At 37.5% G+C, this 23,427-nt stretch carries 19 protein-coding genes; 13 read left to right on the forward strand and 6 right to left on the reverse strand.

Annotated features, from left to right (window positions below; translation table 11 throughout):
- Positions 1-14 precede the first annotated feature (14 nt).
- From surA to H4J67_RS10240, 6 genes are all read left to right on the forward strand, one after another.
- Positions 15-1,316 carry a peptidylprolyl isomerase SurA gene (gene surA / locus H4J67_RS10215; protein ID WP_182169239.1) on the forward strand — a complete coding sequence of 434 codons (1,302 nt, stop codon included), beginning with the start codon at positions 15-17 and terminating at the stop codon, positions 1,314-1,316.
- On the forward strand, positions 1,313-2,299 hold the full coding sequence (gene pdxA, locus H4J67_RS10220) for a 4-hydroxythreonine-4-phosphate dehydrogenase PdxA (protein WP_310650607.1): 987 nt from the start codon (positions 1,313-1,315) through the stop codon (positions 2,297-2,299). Before surA ends, pdxA begins: the two co-directional genes overlap by 4 nt.
- Entirely contained in the window at positions 2,296-3,108 is an 813-nt protein-coding gene (gene rsmA / locus H4J67_RS10225) for a 16S rRNA (adenine(1518)-N(6)/adenine(1519)-N(6))-dimethyltransferase RsmA (protein WP_070375746.1), read from the forward strand. Before pdxA ends, rsmA begins: the two co-directional genes overlap by 4 nt.
- The gene (gene apaG, locus H4J67_RS10230; protein WP_259368554.1) at positions 3,105-3,518 is read left to right on the forward strand and encodes a Co2+/Mg2+ efflux protein ApaG; all 414 of its coding nucleotides are present in this window, start codon (positions 3,105-3,107) and stop codon (positions 3,516-3,518) included. The genes rsmA and apaG overlap by 4 nt, the downstream gene beginning before the upstream one ends.
- A 16-nt stretch (positions 3,519-3,534) precedes the next feature.
- A complete protein-coding gene (locus tag H4J67_RS10235; RefSeq protein ID WP_182169243.1) occupies positions 3,535-4,356 on the forward strand; it encodes a symmetrical bis(5'-nucleosyl)-tetraphosphatase in 822 nt (273 codons plus the stop codon).
- 223 nt (positions 4,357-4,579) lie between these two features.
- Positions 4,580-6,598 carry a methyl-accepting chemotaxis protein gene (locus H4J67_RS10240; RefSeq protein WP_182203630.1) on the forward strand — a complete coding sequence of 673 codons (2,019 nt, stop codon included), beginning with the start codon at positions 4,580-4,582 and terminating at the stop codon, positions 6,596-6,598.
- 157 nt (positions 6,599-6,755) lie between these two features.
- On the opposite strand, the gene H4J67_RS10245 is transcribed toward H4J67_RS10240, so the two are convergent.
- The 3 genes from H4J67_RS10245 to rapA form a co-directional block, all read right to left on the reverse strand.
- The gene (locus tag H4J67_RS10245; RefSeq protein WP_182169247.1) at positions 6,756-7,703 is read right to left on the reverse strand and encodes a DUF3530 family protein; all 948 of its coding nucleotides are present in this window, start codon (positions 7,701-7,703) and stop codon (positions 6,756-6,758) included.
- A 106-nt stretch (positions 7,704-7,809) separates the two neighbouring features.
- On the reverse strand, positions 7,810-8,493 hold the full coding sequence (locus H4J67_RS10250) for a pseudouridine synthase (RefSeq protein ID WP_182169348.1): 684 nt from the start codon (positions 8,491-8,493) through the stop codon (positions 7,810-7,812).
- Between the two features lie 59 nt (positions 8,494-8,552).
- On the reverse strand, positions 8,553-11,480 hold the full coding sequence (gene rapA, locus H4J67_RS10255; protein WP_182203632.1) for an RNA polymerase-associated protein RapA: 2,928 nt from the start codon (positions 11,478-11,480) through the stop codon (positions 8,553-8,555).
- 355 nt (positions 11,481-11,835) lie between these two features.
- On the opposite strand from rapA, the gene H4J67_RS10260 reads away from it, so the two are divergent.
- Together H4J67_RS10260 and H4J67_RS10265 are read left to right on the forward strand one after the other, a co-directional pair.
- The gene (locus H4J67_RS10260) at positions 11,836-13,254 is read left to right on the forward strand and encodes a PhoH family protein (RefSeq protein WP_259368555.1); all 1,419 of its coding nucleotides are present in this window, start codon (positions 11,836-11,838) and stop codon (positions 13,252-13,254) included.
- Entirely contained in the window at positions 13,254-14,639 is a 1,386-nt protein-coding gene (locus H4J67_RS10265; protein WP_182203634.1) for a PhoH family protein, read from the forward strand. Before H4J67_RS10260 ends, H4J67_RS10265 begins: the two co-directional genes overlap by 1 nt.
- Before the next feature lie 94 nt (positions 14,640-14,733).
- Here H4J67_RS10265 and H4J67_RS10270 read toward each other — a convergent pair whose 3' ends face one another.
- Positions 14,734-14,970, reverse strand: coding sequence for a helix-turn-helix domain-containing protein (locus H4J67_RS10270; protein ID WP_220471633.1), 237 nt, complete (start codon positions 14,968-14,970; stop codon positions 14,734-14,736).
- Between the two features lie 143 nt (positions 14,971-15,113).
- On the opposite strand from H4J67_RS10270, the gene H4J67_RS10275 reads away from it, so the two are divergent.
- The 4 genes from H4J67_RS10275 to H4J67_RS10290 all read left to right on the forward strand — a co-directional run bounded on the left by H4J67_RS10275 (position 15,114) and on the right by H4J67_RS10290 (position 17,948).
- On the forward strand, positions 15,114-15,635 hold the full coding sequence (locus H4J67_RS10275; protein ID WP_182203638.1) for a hypothetical protein: 522 nt from the start codon (positions 15,114-15,116) through the stop codon (positions 15,633-15,635).
- The gene (locus H4J67_RS10280) at positions 15,632-17,128 is read left to right on the forward strand and encodes a DEAD/DEAH box helicase (protein WP_182203640.1); all 1,497 of its coding nucleotides are present in this window, start codon (positions 15,632-15,634) and stop codon (positions 17,126-17,128) included. The genes H4J67_RS10275 and H4J67_RS10280 overlap by 4 nt, the downstream gene beginning before the upstream one ends.
- A 175-nt stretch (positions 17,129-17,303) precedes the next feature.
- Complete coding sequence (locus tag H4J67_RS10285; RefSeq protein WP_182203642.1) at positions 17,304-17,561, forward strand: hypothetical protein; 258 nt, start codon at positions 17,304-17,306, stop codon at positions 17,559-17,561.
- A 48-nt stretch (positions 17,562-17,609) separates the two neighbouring features.
- The gene (locus tag H4J67_RS10290) at positions 17,610-17,948 is read left to right on the forward strand and encodes a HipA N-terminal domain-containing protein (protein WP_182203644.1); all 339 of its coding nucleotides are present in this window, start codon (positions 17,610-17,612) and stop codon (positions 17,946-17,948) included.
- A 325-nt stretch (positions 17,949-18,273) separates the two neighbouring features.
- On the opposite strand, the gene H4J67_RS10295 is transcribed toward H4J67_RS10290, so the two are convergent.
- Complete coding sequence (locus tag H4J67_RS10295) at positions 18,274-18,660, reverse strand: hypothetical protein (protein ID WP_182203646.1); 387 nt, start codon at positions 18,658-18,660, stop codon at positions 18,274-18,276.
- Between the two features lie 283 nt (positions 18,661-18,943).
- On the opposite strand from H4J67_RS10295, the gene H4J67_RS10300 reads away from it, so the two are divergent.
- Positions 18,944-21,529, forward strand: coding sequence for an AAA family ATPase (locus tag H4J67_RS10300; protein WP_182203647.1), 2,586 nt, complete (start codon positions 18,944-18,946; stop codon positions 21,527-21,529).
- Positions 21,530-22,016: 487 nt separating this feature from the next.
- Here H4J67_RS10300 and H4J67_RS10305 read toward each other — a convergent pair whose 3' ends face one another.
- Entirely contained in the window at positions 22,017-22,976 is a 960-nt protein-coding gene (locus tag H4J67_RS10305) for an integron integrase (protein ID WP_182203649.1), read from the reverse strand.
- Positions 22,977-23,427 lie beyond the last annotated feature (451 nt).

Below are 23,427 nucleotides of genomic sequence, written 5' to 3' on the forward strand. Positions count from 1 at the left end.
GAAATAGACGATACATGAAAAAATCATTGAAATTTTTACTTTTAACAAGCGCTTTGACGGTAACATCTTTTTTTCCAGTACAAGCACAACAAGTTGAACTTGATCGAGTATCAGCCATTGTAAATGGTGGTGTTGTTTTGGAATCTGAAATAAGAGACCTCATTGAAACGATAAAAAAACAAGCACTAAAGAATGATCAAAGTTTACCATCAGATAAAGCGTTAAGAACACAGGTCACTGAAAAGTTGATCAACGATGCGTTGATCACTCAGTTAGGCGAACGTATGGGTGTGCAAGTGAGTGATGCACAACTTGATGAAACGCTAACGAATATGGCGAAAGAAGAAAAACTAACGTTAGACCAGTTTCGTCAGAATCTTGTAAAAGATGGCACAGATTACGATAAGTATCGTGAAGTAGTCAGAACTGAACTTATTTCTGGCGAGGTACGCCGTAATAGTGTTAGTCGTCGTATTTATGTTTCACCACAAGATGTGGCTAATTTGATTTCTTCTATGGAAGAAAAAATTAATACGGATGTTGAATATCGTCTGGGACACATACTGATTGAGTTCCCTGCGAATTCAACACAAGATGATATGAATGCCGCTAAAGTTCGCGCTGAAAAAGTGATTGAATTACTTAATAACGGCAGTGACTTTGCGAAAATTGCTATTGCTTCTTCAGGCGGTTCAAATGCCTTAGAAGGTGGCGATTTAGGTTGGAAAAATATCAATGAATTACCGACATTATTCTCATCAATTGTTGATGGCGAGAAAAAAGAATCAATTTTAGGACCTATCCGTACCGGTTTAGGTTTTAGTATTGTAAAAATTATAGATATTCGTGGTTTGCAAATCGTTGAAGTAGAAGAAGTAAAAGCACGGCACATATTGATTGAGCCTTCTGTTATCTTAAGTGAAGCCAAAGCTGAAAGTATTCTACTAGGCCTTATGGAAAGAGTTAACGCAGGTGAAGCTGATTTTGGCGACTTAGCTAAAGAGTATTCAGACGGACCTACTTCAGTGCGAGGTGGTGATCTAGGCTGGACCGACCCTGATGTCTACGATCCTACTTTTAAGGCGGCGTTAGCCCGATTAAAGGTAGATGAAATACATAAACCTTTTAGAACTTCATTTGGTTGGCATTTAGCGCAATTAACGGGTCGAAGAACACTTGATGCGACAGAACAAATGAACGAAAGCAAAGCTCGTCGCATTTTATTCAATAGAAAGTTTGGTTTAGAAAGTGCGCGTTGGATTAAAGAGCTTCGTGATGAAGCCTATGTAGAGATTTTTAGTCGAGATACAAAATAATGACAAAGCGTATAGCTATCACGCCAGGCGAACCTGCAGGAATTGGCCCAGACTTAACCGTCTTCATTGCTCAGCAAGATTGGCCCGTTGAGCTTGTAGTGATCGCTTGTAAAAAGTTAATGCAAGAGCGCGCTAAAGTTTTAGGTTTACCATTAACATTTATTGATTATGATGGCTCGAAAGTTGCTAAACCTCAAAAAGCAGGGACACTAACGATATTGTCTGTCGATATGGCTGAGGCTTGTATTCCTGGTGAACTTAATGCTGAAAATGGAAGTTATGTCATTGAAACATTAAGAATTGCCAGTGAAAAAAATATCTCTGGTGAAATCGATGCTATTGTTACTGGCCCGGTGCATAAAGGGTTAATTAATAAAGCGGGTATCGCTTTTAGTGGTCATACTGAATATTTTGCTAGCCAAGCTAATTGTGCCGATGTCGTGATGATGTTGGCTACAGAAGGCTTAAGAGTTGCCTTAGTGACAACGCATATTCCTTTAGCTTATGTTTCTAAAGCGATCACCGCAGAACGTTTACAAAAAGTCACCCGTATTTTAAATACCGATCTTATTAATAAATTTGGTATTAAAGAGCCTAAAATCTACGTATGTGGCATAAACCCTCATGCGGGTGAAGATGGGCATCTAGGTCGAGAAGAAATCGATGTGATGATCCCAGCCTTAAATGTACTCAGAGATGAAGGCATCAAGCTTATTGGGCCATTACCCGCAGATACTATCTTTCAGGAGAAGTATTTAAGCGATGCTGATGCCATTTTAACTATGTACCATGATCAAGGCTTGCCAGTCTTGAAATATAAAGGCTTTGGCGCTTCGGTTAATATTACCTTAGGCTTACCTTTTGTTCGAACCTCGGTAGATCACGGTACCGCACTTGAATTAGCGGGTACCAACTTAGCTGACCCAGGAAGCTTTATTGAAGCAATCACCACAGCCATTAAATTAGCAAATAATCAATCATGAATAATAAAACTCATCTAGGCCACCAGGCCAAAAAACGCTTTGGACAAAACTTTTTACATGACGAAGGTGTGATCAGTAAAATTGTTGATGCTATCGACCCTGAGCCTGGAGAAAATCTTATCGAGATTGGTCCTGGATTAGGTGCATTAACCGAACCGGTTATTGACCGAGCAGGAGCTATCTCTGTTGTCGAACTTGACAGAGATCTTGCCCATCGTTTACGCCATCATCCTTTTATTGCTGATAAAATTACTATTTACGAAGCGGATGCTCTTAAATTTGATTTTAGTGAAATAGCGACCGCAGAACGACCTTTAAGAATTTTTGGCAACTTACCTTACAACATTTCTACGCCACTTATTTTTCATCTTTTAACGTTTAAAGATAGCGTGAAAGATATGCATTTTATGCTGCAAAAAGAAGTTGTTCAACGCATGGCTGCTAGTGAAAATTGTAAAGCCTATGGTCGACTTTCAATCATGACGCAATATCAGTGTCAGGTTATCCCTGTTATGCAAATAGGCCCAGAAGCTTTTAAGCCGGCGCCTAAGGTTGATTCTGCTATCGTGAGATTAATTCCTCATGGTGAGATTAAAAATCCAGTAAAAGATATTAAATCGCTTAACCAAGTTTGTTTGGCGGCATTTAACCAACGTAGAAAAACGATACGCAATAGTTTTAAAAAATTGTTTACGGTTGAACAATTAGCAGCTTTAGGTATTGATGCAAGGCTTCGTGCAGAGAACTTACCGATCACAGATTATATCAAACTAGCAAATTTCTTAACTGATAATCCGGTTGAGTTATGAAGGAAGATTCAACATTAACTACAGTCGAATCAATTTCTATGGGATATGATATTTCGGTCAGTGTTAAAACTGAGTATATTGCCTCACAATTGATTGAAAACGAAAAGAACTATGTATTTAGTTATACGATTAGTATTGCCAATAATAGTAATAAATCGATTAAATTATTGTCTCGTTATTGGTTGATTACCGATGGCGATAATAAGACCTCTACCGTTGCCGGTGAAGGTGTTATTGGTAAGCAACCGATCATAGCGCCAGACAACACATACACTTATACCAGTGGTTGTATCTTAAAAACCCCGGTCGGTACTATGCAGGGCCATTACCAAATGCTAAGTGATGATAAAGACTTGCAACAAGTTGAAATACCTGTTTTTGGTTTAGCTCAGCCGCACATTCTTAACTAACGGCGCCACTTAGTTTATGGCCATCTATTTTGTCGGAGATATTCAAGGCTGTTATCACGAACTACGCGCCTTACTTGCCCAAGTTGCCTTTTCGCCTGAAACTGACCAGCTTTGGCTGGCGGGTGATCTGGTTGCTAGAGGTCCAAGCTCTTTAAAAACGCTGAGATACATAAAAGCTCTGGGTAATAGTGCTCGAGTGGTTTTAGGCAACCACGACCTGCACTTACTAGCGATTTATGGTGGCTTGAAAAAAGCTAAAGCTAGCGATTTTTTTGATGAATTATTGGCTGCTGCAGACGTTGATGAGCTAATGGATTGGCTTGCTAGTCAACCGCTTATCCAAAAGTTACCCAATGAAAATGTTTATATGAGTCATGCTGGTTTGCCACCCTTTTGGACACCTGCAGAAGCTATGGAACAAGCAAAAGATGTTAATGTCAAGCTAGCATCAGCGCTAAGAAATGATTGGTTAGCCATAATGTATGGCGAAGAGCCCAATCTATGGTCTTTGGCCAAATCTGCCGATGAAAAATTTCGAGTGACTGTTAACTCACTGACCAGGATGCGTTATTGCCAACTCGATTATGGCTTAGAGTTTTCATGTAAGCTTTCTGTTGAGCAAGCACCAGCTCATATAAAACCTTGGTTTAAGTTTACCCAAAAACAAACAGATTACAGTTGGATATTTGGTCATTGGGCTTCATTAATGGGGCACTGTCCTGTTGACAATATTTATGCATTAGATACTGGTTGTGTTTGGGGCGGACATCTGACGTTATTACGATGGTCTGACAAGCAGTTGTTTACTGAACCTTGCCACAGCGTAAAACAAAAATAAAAAATTTATGATAAAGCAATAACTAAAGGTGAAAAATAGCTTAAGCTTGTTATAATAAAATTAACGGTTAAGTTTTTAACAATATTAACCGATAATCTAATCGACAATAATGACAAATAAGCTATGATTATTGGCTTTGAAAATATAGGCCTGCATTCAAGGAAGTAGCAATTAATTTAGTTTACACTCGTACTCAATACTATCTATTTACACGGTGAAATTTATGAATTTAACGGTAGCAATGAAAATAATGGGTGGTTTTGCCATTATTGCAGTCTTACTAGTAATAACTAGTGCTATATCTCTATGGAATTTGAACATAATTAAAGGCTCTACTGTACAACAAAGTGAGTTGGCGATCCCAACATTAAAAGGGAGTAACAAGCTTGCTAACACCTTAACCCAAATAGGTAACCTTACTTTACGTGCATATTATCAAACCGAATTAACGCCACTTAATAATAATCTTACGGCATATAATCAAGATAAAGATGACTTTACTACTGAGCTGAAGAAATTAAAGCAAGTGGTGCGAAATGAAAACTCTTTACTAACTAATCTACGTCAAGTCGATTCAGTTTATGCAGATCTCGAAAAAGAAATAGGATTGGTTTTTAGTAATAGGCAAGCCAGTATTAATCAAGCGCTTATTTTAAGAGAGAAAATAGCTAACCTTGAAGAAAAAGCTGATGATGCAGCTACGATGTTACTAGACCTTGCCGACCACGACTTAGCTGACACTAAGCTTCAGCGAGCTGTTAGTTTAGGTGAAAGTATTGAAACCTTACTTAATGGGCTAGTAAGCTCAGCACTTGAATATCGAGGTTTAATCGACAGGTCGTCAACAGATTTAGTCGGTAACCAAATATCCAATAGCTTTGTTGATGTAAATAAATCATTTACCGATATTATATCCGAGCTATCTAATCAAGGCGCCGAAGATGTAGCTGATGATTTGTCTGTTGCTTTGAGTGAATTAACTGAATTAATTAACTCTAACAATGATATTTTTTCTCACAAAGGTAAACAACTGATTGCCCTTAAAGTCGCGACAGAAAACTTAGATGCTGCAGAACGTGACATCAAAAAAGCCAATGCCATTTTAGAAAAACAAGTCGATTTAGCGAATCAAACTGCGTTGACGGCTGGTAAACTTGTTCAAGAAAAAGTGGCCGATGGTAACTCACAAACTATAGGTATTATGATTTTTTCAATTGTTGCCGCAATTGGTATTGCTTGGTTTACACTGCTTAGTATTACCCGACCACTGTCTTTGGTTAATAAAATGCTCAACATCGTTGCTTCTGGTGATTTATCTCATAAGTTAGATGAAACGGGTAAAGATGAATTTGCTGAATTATCACGTAACTGTAATTTATTAATTGATAGTTTGCGTACGCTTATTCAAGGTATTGTTAGTCGCTCTACACAACTAGCAACTGCCGCAGAAGAAACTTCAGCGGTAACCGCACAAGGTACCATTGCTATTGCAGAGCAACGTTCACAAGTTGAACAAGCCGCTTCTGCGACTACGCAAATGAGCAGTACTTCTCAAAGTGTACTATCTAGTGCTAATGATACACTAGGTGAAATAAAGCAAGCTGATGACGAAGCCAAGCGTATAAAAATTATTTCTGAACGTAATCGCCAAACTATCAGCTTACTTGCTGACGAAGTTGAAGAAGCAGCACAAGTTATCAATAAACTACAGCAAGACAGTGCTTCTATCGGTGGTATTCTTGATGTCATTCGCGGCATAGCTGAGCAAACTAACTTACTGGCATTAAACGCAGCTATTGAAGCCGCTCGTGCCGGAGAGCAAGGTCGTGGTTTTGCTGTTGTTGCTGATGAAGTAAGAACGCTAGCTAGTAGAACACAAGTATCTACACAAGAAATACAAAACATGATTGAGGTATTGCAAACCGGTGCTCAACGAGCTGTTGGCGTTATGGATACGGGTAAGAAGCAAGCCGCAAATTGTGTAGAGCAGAGCGAAGAAGCTGAGAAAGCGTTGCAAACTATTACTCATTCGGTTCACGAGGCATTTGATAAAAGTACACAAATTGCCGCGGCTGCTGAAGAACAAAGTGTCGTCGCTCATGAGATTAGCGTTAATTTAGAATCTATTGTTGCCATTGCTGAACAAACAACGGCAGGTGCACAGCAAACGGCACAATCAAGTAATGAAGTCGCTAAGTTAGCTGAAGAATTACAACAGTCAGTGCAAGAGTTTAAGCTATAAGTGCTAATCGCTTTGCTGATAATGGTTAGCTAATGAATTAACTTGTATTAACGATTAAAAAGCCCCCGCTGAGGATAACTTCAGCGGGGGCTTTTTGTTGATTGTAGCTAACGGGGTAATAACTTATTGAGATCAGCGTTTGAGTTTATAGCAGATGTTACCAACCAATAGATTTAAGCCAGCCATTTATTGACCTTAACAACGCTTTTTCAGGGTAATAGCCAATTTGATTATTGTGCAGTTCAGTTTGTCGATAATAGACTTTCATTTCTTTAACTGCTTGTGCTTTACGAATTTTAGCGGCAGAGGTCGCTAATTGCTGCTCTCTTGACAGATAGATATCTAAGAGAGGAAACTCACTGGTCGCCAGTACTTTAGCAAATGAGAGGCTTTGCTCTGTAGTATTCATATAACCACTAAGCATGACCATAGCACTTGGCGATTGTAGTTTACCGGTACTGTATAAATTGGCCAGTAATATGGCATGACTGCCTTTTGATACCACGACAAATATACCAGGATAATCTTTAGCTTTCTCCATCACCGCCGTCATTAGTTCGGTCAAATGTTCTTTGTGTGCCAGTAAGGTTTTAGCATCGTCTTCGAGTTGAATCGATCGCTTTAATGCGCGAGAAGGGTAACCTAAAGGGATACTTGGTGGCTGAATAGCTATGGTTGTCCAACCTTGGCTAGGCAGTACTTTTTGTAGATAATTTAAAGCGTTGCTACTTTTTGCACTCATTCCCCAGTCAGGGAGCAGTATCATTACCCCTTTTTGATTACTGGCGGTATTTTCATTTATAATGGTAATAAAGTCTTGAGCCCCAGCTAACATAGGCGTTATTTTTTCAGCCGTTAGGTAATGAGTCAGATCTTGTTCTTGTTGCAGCAGCGAATTAATAGGGGCGAAAATTTCTGAACGTTTTTTAGGAGCTACTTTGCTGGCATCACCGGATTCATCCGCTGTTTTTGTCGCCTCTTGTTGCTCTGGAACTTTTGGCTTTTCGGTTTTATTTTCTTCTTGGTATAACAATGCATAACTGTTAATAGTAACAAGGCTAAATAGACAGAAAATGATTAATGAAGCTAAAACACGTAATGACATAGGTTCCTTAAAATTATAGGCGGTGAGTACTTACCGAAAATTGTTCAATGGACGAATGATCAATTATCGGCAAATACTTTATTTTCTTAACCAGAAAAAATGCTCATCAAAGAAATGGGCAAGGAACTTTGAACGTGAGTGTCTTTTCTGTACATGGATGTGCGAGCTCTAACATTTGCGCATGCAATAATAACCGTGCACTTGCCGTAACCGCTGACTTATGTGAGTATAATCTGTCACCCAAAATAGGGTGGCCTAAAAATAACATATGGACACGTAGTTGATGAGAACGCCCTGTTATCGGGGTTAATTCAACTAAGGTACTTTCCACCGAGTTAGCATCAGTATCACGTGATAATACTCGGTAATGGGTCAACGACTGTTTACCACGTTCATGGTCAACCATTTGTCGTGGACGATTTGGCCAGTCACAAATAAGCGGTTGATCGACCGAACCATTATCATCTTTCATATGACCATAGACACGGGCAATATAGCTTTTTTTCGTTTCGCGTTGCTGAAACATTCGACTAATTGCGACATGTGCAGGTTTATGTAACGCCATGATCAATATACCAGATGTTGCCATATCTAATCGATGAACTACCGTTGCGGTTGGCAGTACTTTATTCACTCGACTTTGTAAACAATCTTTATGAGCGGGTAAGCGACCTGACACGGTTAATAAACCACTTTGCTTGTTGAGCACCACAATATCATTATCGCGATAAATTATATCAAGGTAAGGCGACATAGGCGGGCAATAAACAAACTCTGGGTTTGGCGCCATAGGCACAACTTTTTGTTGTGCCTGCTGATTGTTTGGAGTTTCGTGTTGGCTTGACATCGTTAGTTACTCACCACTATTAAACGTATCGCTTCAAATTTCAACTGTGCTTTACCTATGTAGTGGCTTAATTCACTTTGCTGTACTTTGATAAAGTCGAGCTCTTGCTGGCGAACACTTGGGTTGATAGTTTTTAGTGCTGTTAAGCGTTGAAATTCTGCATCTAGCGTTTTATGCATATTGGCTAGGGCTTTTTCTTGAATGCTCAAAACTTGGGGCTTAGCATGTGCTTCAGCTTTTGCTACTAAAGGTGTTACTTGATCTTTCAAGGCTTTAACCAATTGTAGCGCTACTTGTTTTTTAACGGGTGCAAGCTGTTGATCTAGAACATTTTCACCCACTTTATCTGCCAAGTCAGTGCCATTCTTATCCACCAAAACACGTATGGGTGTCGTCGGTAAATAACGACCCAGCTGTAAGTGATTGGGAGCGGTTGCTTCGATAGTAAAAATACATTCAATAAAAAATGTTCCTGCCGGCAATGCTGGGTTTTTCAATAAACCTATGCTCGAGTTACCCGTTTGATCACTGAGCACTAAATCCATTGCTCCGCGCACCATAGGATGGTCCCAAGTTAATAAGTGATAATCTTCACAAGCTAGCGCAGTATCTCGGTTAAAAGTAATGGTTGTACCATCATCAGGCAGGCAAGGGAAATTACCACAAAGCATGTGCTCACTAGGCTGTAAAGCGATGGCATTATCTGACTTGTCGTCTTGAGTGATACCAAAAACATCAAGTACTTGAAACATAAATTGTGGTAATTCAATTTGTTGGTCCAGTGCTGAAATTTCTTTAACTAGTTGGTGAGAGCGGCCTTGACCAGAAGAACGTAATTCTAGTAATTTATCCCGTCCTGACTCTAATTCCGCTTTAAGGGTTAAGTGCTCTTCATGGCTTTCATTGATTAACTTTTCTGCGGCTGTCGACTGCCACTGCGCCGTTAAGGCTAAATCAAACAGTTTATCACCAAACTTATCAAAAATTGCTCGGCCAGTGATACAAGTATGTTCAAAAGCGTTTAAACCATTTTGATACCAGTCAAAAAGTAATCCTTGTGCAGAGTCAGTAAAATAGGGGACATGCAAACGAATGGTTTGTGTTTGTCCAATACGGTCTAAACGACCAATACGCTGCTCTAAAAGATCAGGGTTGCTCGGTAAGTCAAATAACACTAAGTGATGGGCGAATTGGAAGTTTCGACCTTCACTGCCTATTTCAGAACAGAGTAAACATTGTGCACTGTCTTCGTCTTGGGAAAAATAAGCAGCGGCTTTGTCGCGTTCGAATATACTCAAACCTTCATGAAAGACCGCTGCACGAATACCTTCTTTTACGCGTAACGCCGCTTCTAAGTCAATCGCAGTTTGTGCATGCGCACAAATGACCAATAACTTTTCTTTTTTCAATGTTTGTAATAGTTCGATTAAGTAGTCAACACGAGGGTCGATATCAGTCCAATTTTCATGGCTGTTTAACGAAAACAAAATTTCAGGCGTAAAAACTTGTTTAGCTTGAGCCAAGGTTTTTAAATTTTCACTAGTGTCCGATAATAAAAACTCATTGATTTGCTCTTGATAAGCCTCTGGTAAAGCTAAAGGCGTAGAATGCAATTCACGCTCAGGGAAACCTTTTATGGTATTTCTGCTGTTTCTAAAAAGAATACGGCCAGTGCCATGACGGTCGAGTAATTGTGTTAGCACTTGTTCTCGTGATGCATCTTGCGCAAGTATTTCATTATCGCTGGGCAATGCTATATTGATATTTATTAAATGTTGACTGATATCAGTTTCTTTTAATAGCTTAGTCAATGTTGCTTGTTGTGCTGGCGACAAAGCATCTTTAGCAACCAAAGCATTGGCGGCATTGGCGACTTCAGTATAATGGCTTTCTTCTTCTGTAAATTTTTGATAATCAAAGAAACGGTCAGGGTCAAGCAAGCGTAAACGTGCAAAGTGGCTTTCATGACCAAGTTGATCTGGTGTTGCTGTTAATAACAAAACCCCAGGGATAGTCTGGGCTAGTTGCTCAATACATAAATATTCAATGCTAGGGTTGTCTTGATGCCAATTTAAGTGGTGAGCTTCATCAACTACCATTAAATCCCAGTCCTCAGCAATGAGCTCTTCATACCACTCTGGATTTTTGGTGACAAAATCTAAATTAACCAAAACGAGTTGTTCAGTACTAAATGGATTTTCTTGTTCACCTGAGTTTTTTATTTCTTGGCAACGTTCACTATCAAAAATACTAAAATGTAAGTTAAAGCGGCGTAACATTTCTACCAACCACTGATGCATAAGTGATTCAGGCACAATAATTAAAATACGTTGTGCACGACCGGTAACAAGCTGCTGGTGAATAATGAGGCCAGCTTCAATGGTTTTACCTAAACCAACTTCATCGGCAAGTAACACGCGAGGTGCAAATCTACAGCCAACTTCTTCAGCGATATAAAGTTGATGGGGAATTAAACTGACTCTGCCACCACTTAAACCCATTAATGGCGATTGCTGCTGAGTATGCTGGTGTTTTAAGCTATCTTTGCGTAAACGAAACCAGTCGAGACGGTCAACTTGACCATTAAGCAATCGATCGTGCGGTTTATTAAATTTGATAAAGTGGTCAATCATCACTTCTTTTAGTGACGTTTCTTCACCGGTATCTTGGCGCTTACCATGGTAAGTGAGTAAGTTGTCAATATCTTCAACCTCTTCAACGATAAGCATCCAGCCTTCGTGGCTAGGAATACTATCCCCTTGGTTGAAAATAACACGTGTTAATGGTGCATTTGCTATGGCATATTGGCGCGATTCACCGGTAGCGGTAAATAAAATAGAAACAAAACGGTGTTCAACCGTTAGTACCGTGCCTAATCCTTGATCCGACTCTCCGTCACTTATCCATCGTTGACCAGGGTAAAAAACCATATAAAAACTCCAAAAATTAAAACCTTGCACGATTTTTAAAAACTTGTGCAACAGAACACGCCAATACGGCATTAAAAAAGGGCGCTATAGTAACGTTAATCATAGTTAGGATCACCAAAAAATGCCGAGAATTTACAAAAGGCGGCAATAAAGTTTGTCTGAGGACAAATAATCTTTCGATGCCACTTGCCAGTGATAAATTTAGCTGGCAAAGTAAAGTTATCATTCACGTAATAAGGTGATCGGTAAAGGTATAGTTACTGTTTTTGGTTTTTTAGTCGCAGTTGAAGACTAAGTGATTAAGCTTACTTAACGATTCTTCTGTGTCACGTTAACTTAGATAGGAGATCTTTGTATGAATGATGAAAAAATTCTTTACGTATTAGACACAAATATTTTATTACACGAACCTTTCGCTTTTCTCTCTTTTAAAGAGCACGACGTGGTCGTCCCCATGACGGTGCTTGAAGAATTAGACTCCATTAAAGACCGCCGCAAAGATGTTAGTCGAGATGCCCGTGTTGCGATACGTGCACTTGAAGATATGCTTGTCGATGCCACTCCTGAAGAAGTACTTGCGGGTGTTAAATTACCTCAAAATGATGACGAACATCCCAGTGGTTGTTTATCAATCTTTAATGATTATACCTTAGAGCAAAAAGCTGGCCGGTTATCTTTTAATGAAAATGACAATCGTATTATTAACGCGGCTTTATACCTACAGGAAAAAAAGGCGCCCAATAAAGTTGTCTTGGTCACTAAAGATATTAATATGCGCTTAAAAGCTAAAGGCGCAGGTTTGGCTTATGTTGAGGATTACCGTACAGATCAGCTTATCGATGATATTAAATTTTTAACGAAAGGCTATCACAAGTTTGAAGGTGACTTTTGGCAACATGTTAATGAGTGTGAAAGTGAAACTGAAGGCCGAAATACCACCCACTATGTTAAGCGTGATGTCCTTCCTAATACTTACATGAATGAATATCTTATTGATGACAGTGATAACTTTGCCGGCAAAGTAACTGGTTGGGATGACGAAAAGTTGTCGATAATGGATTTAAGCCGAGACCGTTTAATGGCAAAACAAGCGTGGGGGATCCATCCAAAAAACATTTACCAAGGGATGGCATTGGATGCTTTACTTGACCCAAGCATAGATTTAGTGATTCTTACTGGGCCAGCAGGTTGTGGGAAAACACTGCTAGCGCTGGCGTCAGCGCTTGAACAAGTCATAGAACGTGGCCTCTACGATAAAGTCATCGTTACGCGCAGTACTCCAGAAATTGCTGAGTCTATTGGCTTTTTACCCGGAACAGAAGAAGAAAAAATGGCGCCTTGGCTCGCGGCTATTACCGATTCATTAGAAGTGTTGCATAAACAAGATGAAAATATGAATGGTAGCCTTGATTACATCATGGAAAAAGCCAATATTCAGTTTAAGTCAGTGAATTTTATGCGTGGTAGAAGTATTCAAAACTCTTTGGTTTTACTCGACGAATGTCAAAACTTAACGGCATCGCAACTAAAAACAATCATCACTCGTTGCGGTGAGGGGACTAAGCTGGTTTGTACGGGTCACCCCATTATATTAAGTGATAAAATGTTGTCACATCCTCGTTATATAAGTCATGAGGATGAGGTGACAACTTTTACATGTTTTTTACTACTACTTAACCTCATTGCTATCACCTATTTATTCAACTTGTCACTATTTATGGAATTAACCAATAAGAAAGCTTTAATTAAAACAAATCTTGAGGTCAGTCTATAATGACGAATGCTAATGAAAATCGCAACCCCAGAGTTTTAGATACATCCGCTTTAGTTCATGATCCAAAGAGCTTGCTAGCTTATCGCGATGACATATATGTATGTCTAACTGTGCTTGAAGAACTAGATAACCTAAAAGAGCGGACTGATAAAAATGTTAGCCAAGATGCTCGTGCTGTAATTAGGATGCTTGAGGACATTATAAATGGTCACTCTAGTGAAGAGATGGAAAGGGGAATTCAGTTACCGTGTACTGAAACAGCAAAACGTGGAAAGCTTTTTATAGGCATTGATACTCAGATCGACTTTGCAAAAGAATTGAAACACGCAATCGGGAGTGATGCAGATAACCGTATTATTAATTACGCACTTCACCTGCAAAATACGTTAAAACAAGATGTATCTATTGTAAGCCGCGATATTAATATGCGCTTAAAGGCGCGAACCATTGGCGTAGATGCTGAAGATGTATTAGTTGATAATCAAATTTCAGATATTGACCTACTTTACACGGGTGTACAGTCGTTCACTGGAGACTTATTTGATCGATGTGAAGAAGAAAAAGACTTTGCCATGAGTGGAAAGTTATATCGCTTTAATCGTGATATTTTCAACGATGAAGCACAACCCAATATGTATTGGTATGATGAAATAGGTCATATTGGAAAAATAAAAGAAGTGACTGAGGAACACATATTTACGACTTTACTGCAAAGGAAACCAGAAAAAATTTGGGGAATCCTCCCTAAAAATCAACGACAAGCGGTAGCGTTAGATCAACTTGTAGACCCAGATTTTGATCTTAATATCATTCTCGGACCTGCTGGTTCCGGTAAGACTTTTCTTGCGATTGCGGCTGGATTACACCAAGTGATCGAATTAAAGCAATATAAAAAAATCGTTGTAGTTCGTAGTAGAGATTTTATGGATGACGACCCTGGCTTTCTTCCTGGAGATTTAAAAGAAAAGTCAATGCCATTACTCGCTGGTATCACCGATGCTTTGATTTCTATGCACTCACATGACGATGAAGATGAAAAGAGTACTCGCGCCACAGTTGAACATATAATTGATAGAGCTAATATAGAATTCACCAGTATGGCTTATTTTAGAGGCAGATCTATCGATGATGCAGTGTTAATTATTGATGAAGCCCAAAACATGACCAGGGCACAAATGAAAGGAATGCTCAGTCGTGGAGGAAAAAACTGCCGTACAATCGTTTTAGGTAACCTTGCTCAGATTGATGATAGGTTTGTGACTCCTACGTCGAGTGGGGCTAGTGCTGCGGTAAATATTTATAGAAACTATGAGAAAGGATCTGTTTTAATATTTGATGAGGTAGAAAGAAGTTCACTGGCTGAATTTACTGAAAAGAACTTTTAGTAATCCTAGAATTAAATGTATTAGTTCTGGTTAGATATAATTTTAAGCCCCGTGCCTTAGGTAGGGGCTTTGATTTTTCTAGTAGGAAAGCACTTTAGTTAATTTTGACTCCCAAAACTTCAGGAAGAATCTCTGATAAAGGGCAATTAAGAGCGGCAGCCAAAGAATAAACTTTAAATAATGTTATTTTATATGATCCCGTTTCTACCTTGCTTAAATAACTTCTGTCAATATTTGCAAGGGCGCACAACTCTTCTTGTTTTATATTTCTTTTTACTCTAGCTGCCTTTAGGTTTCTTCCAAAAAGTATTGTTAAATCATTTTCTTCCAACTTCAAGACCCCTTTCTACAAAAGGCTATATCATCCCACGTTGTTTCTAATAGGTGTATAGAGTATACTCCACCCTTTGTAGTGTATACTCCTCGTGGCGTTGATTTTATACTATTTATCAATAATACGGGAACAGATTAAATATGGTTGATATTGTAATAAGCCAAATTATTTTTTTGAAAAATATAGATAATTTTTCTGCTGTTGAGATAAGAACAGCATATTTAGCTATTAAAGGAGATCAAGAATTATCACCCCCGGAAGTAAGGCGTTTTGTTTACGAAGAATTGCAAAAAGTAGTGAAAAGAGGGTGGCTTAAAAAAACGACCTCTGAAAAAAAAGGGATCACTCGTTATTCCAAAACTAAGCATTTTAATTATGAATTTTTTAACAACATTACAATAAATAAAACACCTGTACAAAGTTCTCTTCCTAGCACTAATGCATTTAATTTAGCCATGCATTCTAGACTAGAAAATTATCAAACAGAATTACTTGAAGGACTGGGGGCTATTGATGAGTTAATAAGCTTACGAAAAAGCTACCCTGAACTATGGACATCTTTAAAATCCAAATACCAAAGCTTAAGAGAACATAATCATATGTTGATGGGGAAAATAAAGACTATTGAAGAAATACTCGCTGTACACAGAGATAAATCATGAAATTAAGACAATGGCAAAGCGAATGTATTAATCTGGCACTTTCTAAATATAAAAGTGAAACAAAGCACTTTTTAACACTGGCAACACCAGGTGCAGGTAAAACCGCAATGGCATCAGTACTGGCTAAGCGGTTATTTGATTTAGGTGAAATTGATTTAGTCCTTTGCTTTTCTCCCTCTTCAATAGTTGCCAAAGACTTCAGTGATGAACTAAGCCAGCAGTTTTCTGGTTATTTTGATGGTTCTTTAGGGGCGTCTGGTAACTCTATTACCTACCAAAAACTAAATACCTTAAGCAATGTCACTTGGCGATTATTCGAAAAGTATCGGGTATTTGTGATCTTTGATGAAATTCACCATTGCGCAGGCTCTAGCATGTTAGATGCTAATGCTTGGGGCCAGCCGATCATCAACAAAATTAAAGATAAGGCAAAATATTCAATTGCGCTAACTGGTACTCCATGGCGTTCGGACGCTCTTCCTATCGCATTATCTCAATATTGTGATAATACGAAGAAAATACAATGTGATTATATTTATGGGTTAAAAGAAGCTATACGTGACAAAGTTTGTCGAACACCTCAAATTATTGCGCTAGACAATGACAATATTACGGTGATTAAAGGAGAGGAGACATCACACTTTACAAGCTTTAAGGATCTACTCTCACAATCGGTAATCCCTTATTCAGAAATAGTCACCAACGATATTGTTATTGAGCAATTGCTAAATAGTGCTAAAACAGCTTTAGATAAAATAAGATTAAAGAATAAATCAGCTGGAGGTCTTATCATTGCGTCTTCAATTGATCATGCTTGGCAAATTGAATTGATTTTGAGGCTAACTATTGGTGATACTGCTGTAGTTGTAACGAGTAACGAAGCTGATGCGAATAACATTATTCGTAAATTTCGTTTTGGCTCAAATAAATGGATTATCAGTGTTGGTATGATCTCCGAAGGAACAAACATTCCTCGTCTTCAAGTTTGTTGCCAGTTAACGAATATAAAAACAGAGCTTCATTTTAGACAAATTTTAGGGAGGATCCTTAGAATGACAGAATCTGCAAACCAAGAAGCTTTTATGTTTATTCCTGCAGAGCCAAAGTTAGTGAAATACGCTTACCGTGTAGCTCAAAACATTCCCGATGAAGTTGATATTGTTCAGATAAAAACCATGGGTGATGCGTTGGAAACTGAAATTACTGATTTTGAAATGAATGAATCAGAAGTAGCTAGTGAAAAGCATAAAAAGATGTCTGTTTTAGGTTTAAATAATAATAACCTTAAAGAAAGTAAGCCTTTATCTGCTCATGAAGATACTGGATTTTGGGATGATATTTGTCAAAATCAGCTAACAGATACTTATGAAAAAATAATGAGGATTTTTGGAAAGTTTAAGCATGAGTCTCTTAATATTGATGGTTTTGATACTTTAACAATATCCTCTCAATCTATTGATAAATTAAATCAACACCATTCGGATCATATTTAAATAGTTGATACATAAATCATCAAAACTCTTTCGGATCGCATGGGTAATTATATATGAATTTTAAATAATTCAGCTCTGTATTAACTCATTGGTGTACTGTTAATTAAATGCATTTTACTAACTACAGGTTAAATGGTTTTTTAGTTAATATCTGATGATAAAAAGAGGTACTACCGTGAAGTACAAAAATATTAGCTTTACCTTTCCAGCGTTAGATAAATGTAGCGGTGACCTTTTTAATAAAGAAGAAAAAGAATACTTTTATCCTCTAATAACTAGTTGGGCTGGCTCAGACTCTAAAGCAGCAATTTGGCTAAAAAATGAAAAAATTGCTGCTTTTGATGGAAAAACATGTCTTGAATTTTGTCGAAATAATAGAATGGATGTTTTCTTTTATTACATACGCCATATTGAATATGGAGGGTTCGCATAATGCATTTCATGTTAATATTTTGGATGAATAGAGTAGTAGAAAATTGAGATGAAAAAATTAAAGCGTGAAGCTAAGATCTTTGTTAATGGCAAGCTAGCTGGAATATTATCAGAGTTTAGAGAAGGTAAAAATCAGCGTGTTGTTTTTCAATACGAAGAGGATTACCTGAAAGGTGGCTCACCTATTGGTAGTAGTTTTCCATTAACATCAGCGCTATTTGAATGGGATAAACTACCACCATTCTTTGAAAATTTAGCATCTGAGGGCTGGTTAAGGAAAATGCAATCTGAACGAGAGGGCATAGAAAATGAAGATACTTTGGGGCTCTTGCTAGCTAATGGCGCAGAGCTTATTGGTGCATTGTCGATAATTTCATATGAACGTTAAAACCAGTCAAAACAAGCTCATATATGGAGGCCATTATAGTGAATGAACGTAAACATGCTGTTGAGTTAAAATTTGACGATGCGGAAATCAAGTTGTTAAAGGAAGCAGGCTTACTAAGTTATAATTCGTTAGAGATCTATATGCGGTTATCCATACTTGAGAAAGCTGAGAGAGACATCACTAAACAGGCGTTCCGTGATTTGAATATAAAACGAGCAAAGACTATGAAGTAATTTCTGATCATACGCAGGTATGAAACTTATACTTCTATCTCGCAGGGCCACAAAGAGTCTCAGTTCATTATTTGTGACGTTCCAAACAATCATCAAAGGTTTTCTTTTAATAATTGAAGTGGGATCTTAAATAAATACTCTAATTTATTATGAGTACCTACCTTCATAATATACCCTTTTTCTTCTAAGCTTTTGATTGCTCTTGATAGGTTCCCGTTAGTTAATATAACACCTGTTTTTAATCGGAATAAATCAAAAGATTCGACATAAATAAAACTTGTTTCTTTATCCCAAAATTCCAATAGATTAATTAAAACATTTAAATCTGTTTTACTTGTTTTACTATCTAAGAATTTATTAACAACAGATTTTAAAGTGCTTTCTTCGAGATTAATATAAATCAATGAAGTAGGGTCACAAACTTCTTTATACATATTCTTTGATTGAATTTTAATATTTTCAATTTCATTGTTATTCATAATAACTCCTTGAATATTAAGTTATCAAATATGATAACATCACGGCTCGTGTTGTCAAATATGATAACCGGGTAATTCCGGAGATTCTCGTGGAAAAATATTTCTAAACAGTCCACCTAATTACACTCACACTGCTTAACTGCTATTTTTTAGTATAAATTTTCCCTTAGTCTATATAAATTTTAATATTGCATGATTCAAATCAAAAAATAAATAGGTTCTATGTGACCTGTTGATTTATTCTATAACCACTTCATTTTAATTGCACAGTAATGGATGACATATGAAACCAATTGAAAAGGTAGTTGAATGGGTTAACAAGGATAAACCTTTGTGGTGGAGACACGCTATACGATTAGCCCTTGAACATGGTGAACTAAATAATGACCATTTGAACTCCTTATGCAGAATGGCCCAAATGGAATTCAATCTATTAGAACAAGACCAGCAATACAAAAGTAACGCTATGCCTGTTCTTGCCACTGGCTTTGGTCATGAAGATGAACCTGTCAATTTACTAGGCTTAGGTAACGTTAAAAATGTATCCGTACTTGTAGAGAATGAAGAACTCACCTTCTCCCCAACAGGTATGACTGCTGTTTATGGTGATAACGGTGCAGGAAAATCTAGTTATGCCAAAATACTAAAATCTGCATGTTTAACACGTGGTAACGTGCCTGATATAGTGACAAACATCTTTGCTCCATCAACGGCCACTTCTGAAGCTACTTTGACCATACAAGTCGGTAACTCGACTCCTAAAAGTTTACTATGGAAAAAAGACACTATCTCCAATGAAGAGTTAAAGTCTATTAGGATATTTGACTCTCATTCTGCAATTCATTATGTGACCAAAGAAGACAATATTAACTATAAGCCTGCTGAAATCAGGCTGGTTGATGAACTTACTAAAGCTTGCCATTCAATTAAAGAAATTACCTCCCAAGAAGTACAAAAGAATAATAACCCGTTCATATTTCCTAATCTTACTATTGGGACTAAGGCAAACGCATTCCTTCAGAGTCTGACTTTAATAACTACAATTAGTCAAATAGATGCACATTGTGGAAAGCCTGAAGAACTTAAAACCCAAGAAAGTATAAGGGCTGAATTAAACGAAATAGCATCAAAAACTCCTGCTCAATTGAAAATGGTTTATGCACAAAAATACAAACAGTTAGAACCACTCTATAAAGCGTTGATCTTTCTGTGCGATAAACTAAGTGATGAGAAAATCAAAGGTATTGCTGTACTTTATGATGATTTAAAAACTAAACAATTAGCAGCTGATAGCATTCGAAAACAGACATTTGATAACTTACCTATAGAAGGTGTTGGAGCTGATCCATGGAAGGAAATGTGGCGACATGTGGAAATGTTTGTAACTTCGAATGGTCAAAATAAACCATTCCCTCCAATGCAAGGTGATAACTGCCCTACTTGCTTACAACCGATTCAAGAGGATGCCGCAGAAAGGTTAGCCAGGTTCCATGCATATATGAATGATCAATCACAGGTTCAAGTCAGGAAGTCTCAAATTGATTATGATAATTCAATGCAATTGATTAGAAATTTAAATTTTGACCTTACCCCTCATAATGCTGTATTGCATGAACTTTCAAATTCAAAACCAGAAGTTATTAAAAGCCTTCTTGACCTGTCCTCACAATTACAAATTAGAAGAGATAATATTTTATCTTCTACCCCATCGTTCACTAATGCTCCACTTATACTAAAAGTACCTAACTGGCTTAACGCACAAATTGTGAGTGCCAAACAAAAAGAACAGAGTGTACAGGATGATGGTTCACTAACTAAACTGTGCAATGATCTGAACTTACAGATATCTGAAATTGACGACCGTCAAAAAATTGCAGACAGTAGAAAGAACCTAATTAGTGAAATCAGTCGTCGTGGTTACATACACACTCTGACTGGAATAATTTCAAGTGCCAAGTTACCCCGCATAACTAGGTTAACGAATGAACTAAGTGATGAAGGTTCATTGGCTTCAATTAACAAGCAGTTTATTGGAGAATTAAAGAAGTTAGGTTTTAAAAGTTTCAAAGTCAAAACAAACACTCGTGGCTCTGTTGGGCAACAAAAGTATAAACTACTACTCTCAAAACAGACTAACCCGATAAGTCAAATAGCTAGTGAAGGTGAGTTGAAGTGTATTGCCCTAGCTGGATTTCTAGCGGAGTTAACTATCGACAATCGCCGTTCAGCAATCATATTTGATGACCCAGTTAGTTCACTAGATCACAAGTGGCGTAGGTTATTTGCAAACCGAATTGCATTAGAAGCACAATCAAGGCAGGTAATTGTTCTTACCCACGACTTACCATTCTTTATGTTACTGAAAGAAGCTTCAGACAATAATATAACTGAACGTTCAATAAGTCGTAGAGGTGCTCTATCAGGTTACCCCAAAAACTCAGTACCTTGGGATGCGATGAGTACCAAAAATAGAATAGCTAAGTTAAAAGTTTTGGTTGTAGATTTGAGAAGGTATTGTAATAGCCCAGGCTTTGATAGTGATGATTATATTGATAAAGCATATTCCATTTATAATAAAAAACGGAACACATGGGAGCACCTAATTGAAGAATGGCTTATCCGGCAAGTTGTACAAAGATTTGAAAGAAGCGTGCAAACATCTAATGTTAGGTATCTCGTAGGGAATACCGAGGAGGATGTTAAAATAATTAAAACTGCAACGGATAAGTGCTGTAGATATATAGATGCCCACGATAGACCTACAGAACTTGGTGTGATTGATATGCCAGACATAGATGAAATAGAAAATGATATTCTACAACTTGATGTGTACTTTAAAAAATTAAAGACTAGGAAGTTAGGTATGTAGCGGTATTTTTTATCAAAACTAGGGACAATAACCTATATATTGAATACCTGAACGTCTGATGTATTTACCTATTAACTAAGTTTGTAATTACATTGTTAATTTGGCTATCTGATTAAAGGTTTCTAAGGCGCTATGAGGCACATAGTTAGATAGTTTTATAGCAAGTTGGTTACGGGTATCAATGCCTCCTTATGACTTCAGTTAGCCAATTGCCGACATTAGCTTTTGAGTTGCTAACGGCAGTTCAGAGCCTAAAGCGGTCAAAAAGGATGGGGAATATTCACCTCAATTTAAGTCAGCTAGGATACGTTAGCGGACGTTCCCAAAGTATAAAAACATGAGTATATTGATGATAACTTTTTGACAATAACCTGTTAATCCTAACTGGCAAAAATACCACCACAACGGACATTCGTCATCAAATAGTTAATGCTAACTGAGGGCATCAGCAAAATAAAAAAAAGAGATACTTTTTCTAATGGTTAAGTTATCTATCAATGGGGCTAAGAGTCCCTGATGAATGCTGGCCAATCACATGAGTATAGATTTGAGTAGTCTTCAAATCATTATGGCCAAGTAATTCTTGTACCGTTCTAATATCAGCTCCATTTAATAATAACTGAGTCGCGAAAGTATGCCGAAAGGTATGTGCTGTGACATGTTTTCTAATGCCTGTTTTCAAAACAGCAGCTCTCAGAGCTTTAGACAATGAAGTCCAATGTAAGTGGTGACGGCAAAAATAACCATCTGTTGGATGCTTGCATCTAACAGTTGACGGGAATAGATATTGCCATTTAAATTCAGTAATTGCTTTTGGGTATTTACGTGCTAAGCCGGACGGTAAACTCGTTTTCCCTTCTCCTTCTGCTAAGTCTTTACTGTGTAAGCCTTCGACTTTCTCTATTTGTTCTTTAAGTGACTCTATAAGAATTTTAGGCAATAAGGTCATTCTATCCTTAGCCCCTTTACCACGAAAAACATAAATTGAATTCCCGTCAAAATCGATATCTTTGATACGCAACGCTAACAGCTCTGCTTTTCTTAACCCTGAGCCATATAGCAAACTGAACATCAGATGATAAGGAGGCTTTAATACATTAATAATTGCAGTCGCTTCTTTATTGGATAATACCATCGGTACTCTGGTTGGTGCTTTTGCTCTAACAGTATCGGATAGCAAAGTGAGTTCTCTTTCAAAGACGTGTTTATACATAAAAACAATTGAACATAATGCTAAGTTTTGAGTTGAAGATGTTACCTGCCTATTAACCGCTAAATAAGTGAGATAATTACTTACTTCTTGTTCACCCATATCCTTTGGGTGTCGTTTTTGGTTAAAGAGAATAAACCGTTTAATCCATAGCAAATACGCTTTTTCAGTTTGGATACTGTAATGCTTTGTTCGCAGGATATGACGGATACTTTCAAGAAAAGGCGATGTAGCCATTTTTCAAACCCCTGTAGCTGTATATATATACAGTTTAGGTTTGAGGTAAATAAATATCAAATATTTTCTCAGCGGGATATTACTGAGAAGTCTCAGTAAATGCCAATAAACAAGATTAATTCATTAGGGAAATGCGTTACCTTATGAAAAATAAGAATTAAATTTGCATTGTGATGAATGGATATTACTGAGACTTCTCAGTAATATCCAACTAGAACTGCTTTCTTAAATTTTAACCTTTCTAATTCATTGAAATTATGGAATATTAACCGGTAATAAATTAATTTTATGGGATGGACATTACTGAGAAGTCTCCATAATAAGCTGTTATAAGTATTCAAAAAGGGAGTGTATATGTCACCAGATGAGATCAAATTAATAATTAAAAAGTATAAATTTAAATCTATAAAGATCTTAGCGGGATTTCTTTTACTCGCTGTTTTTGCAAATT

The organism is Colwellia sp. BRX10-4, from assembly GCF_014077465.1.
GTDB lineage: Bacteria > Pseudomonadota > Gammaproteobacteria > Enterobacterales > Alteromonadaceae > Colwellia_A.

Bases quoted from the DNA above. Each gene is read 5' to 3' on its own strand.
- surA (WP_182169239.1), top strand. From the start codon at position 15: ATGAAAAAATCATTGAAATTTTTACTTTTAACAAGCGCTTTGACGGTA.
- rsmA (WP_070375746.1), top strand. From the start codon at position 2,296: ATGAATAATAAAACTCATCTAGGCCACCAGGCCAAAAAACGCTTTGGA.
- apaG (WP_259368554.1), top strand. From the start codon at position 3,105: ATGAAGGAAGATTCAACATTAACTACAGTCGAATCAATTTCTATGGGA.
- H4J67_RS10235 (WP_182169243.1), top strand. From the start codon at position 3,535: ATGGCCATCTATTTTGTCGGAGATATTCAAGGCTGTTATCACGAACTA.
- H4J67_RS10240 (WP_182203630.1), top strand. From the start codon at position 4,580: ATGAATTTAACGGTAGCAATGAAAATAATGGGTGGTTTTGCCATTATT.
- H4J67_RS10245 (WP_182169247.1), bottom strand. From the start codon at position 7,703: ATGTCATTACGTGTTTTAGCTTCATTAATCATTTTCTGTCTATTTAGC.
- H4J67_RS10250 (WP_182169348.1), bottom strand. From the start codon at position 8,493: ATGGCGCCAAACCCAGAGTTTGTTTATTGCCCGCCTATGTCGCCTTAC.
- rapA (WP_182203632.1), bottom strand. From the start codon at position 11,480: ATGGTTTTTTACCCTGGTCAACGATGGATAAGTGACGGAGAGTCGGAT.
- H4J67_RS10260 (WP_259368555.1), top strand. From the start codon at position 11,836: ATGAATGATGAAAAAATTCTTTACGTATTAGACACAAATATTTTATTA.
- H4J67_RS10265 (WP_182203634.1), top strand. From the start codon at position 13,254: ATGACGAATGCTAATGAAAATCGCAACCCCAGAGTTTTAGATACATCC.
- H4J67_RS10275 (WP_182203638.1), top strand. From the start codon at position 15,114: ATGGTTGATATTGTAATAAGCCAAATTATTTTTTTGAAAAATATAGAT.
- H4J67_RS10280 (WP_182203640.1), top strand. From the start codon at position 15,632: ATGAAATTAAGACAATGGCAAAGCGAATGTATTAATCTGGCACTTTCT.
- H4J67_RS10290 (WP_182203644.1), top strand. From the start codon at position 17,610: ATGAAAAAATTAAAGCGTGAAGCTAAGATCTTTGTTAATGGCAAGCTA.
- H4J67_RS10295 (WP_182203646.1), bottom strand. From the start codon at position 18,660: ATGAATAACAATGAAATTGAAAATATTAAAATTCAATCAAAGAATATG.
- H4J67_RS10300 (WP_182203647.1), top strand. From the start codon at position 18,944: ATGAAACCAATTGAAAAGGTAGTTGAATGGGTTAACAAGGATAAACCT.
- H4J67_RS10305 (WP_182203649.1), bottom strand. From the start codon at position 22,976: ATGGCTACATCGCCTTTTCTTGAAAGTATCCGTCATATCCTGCGAACA.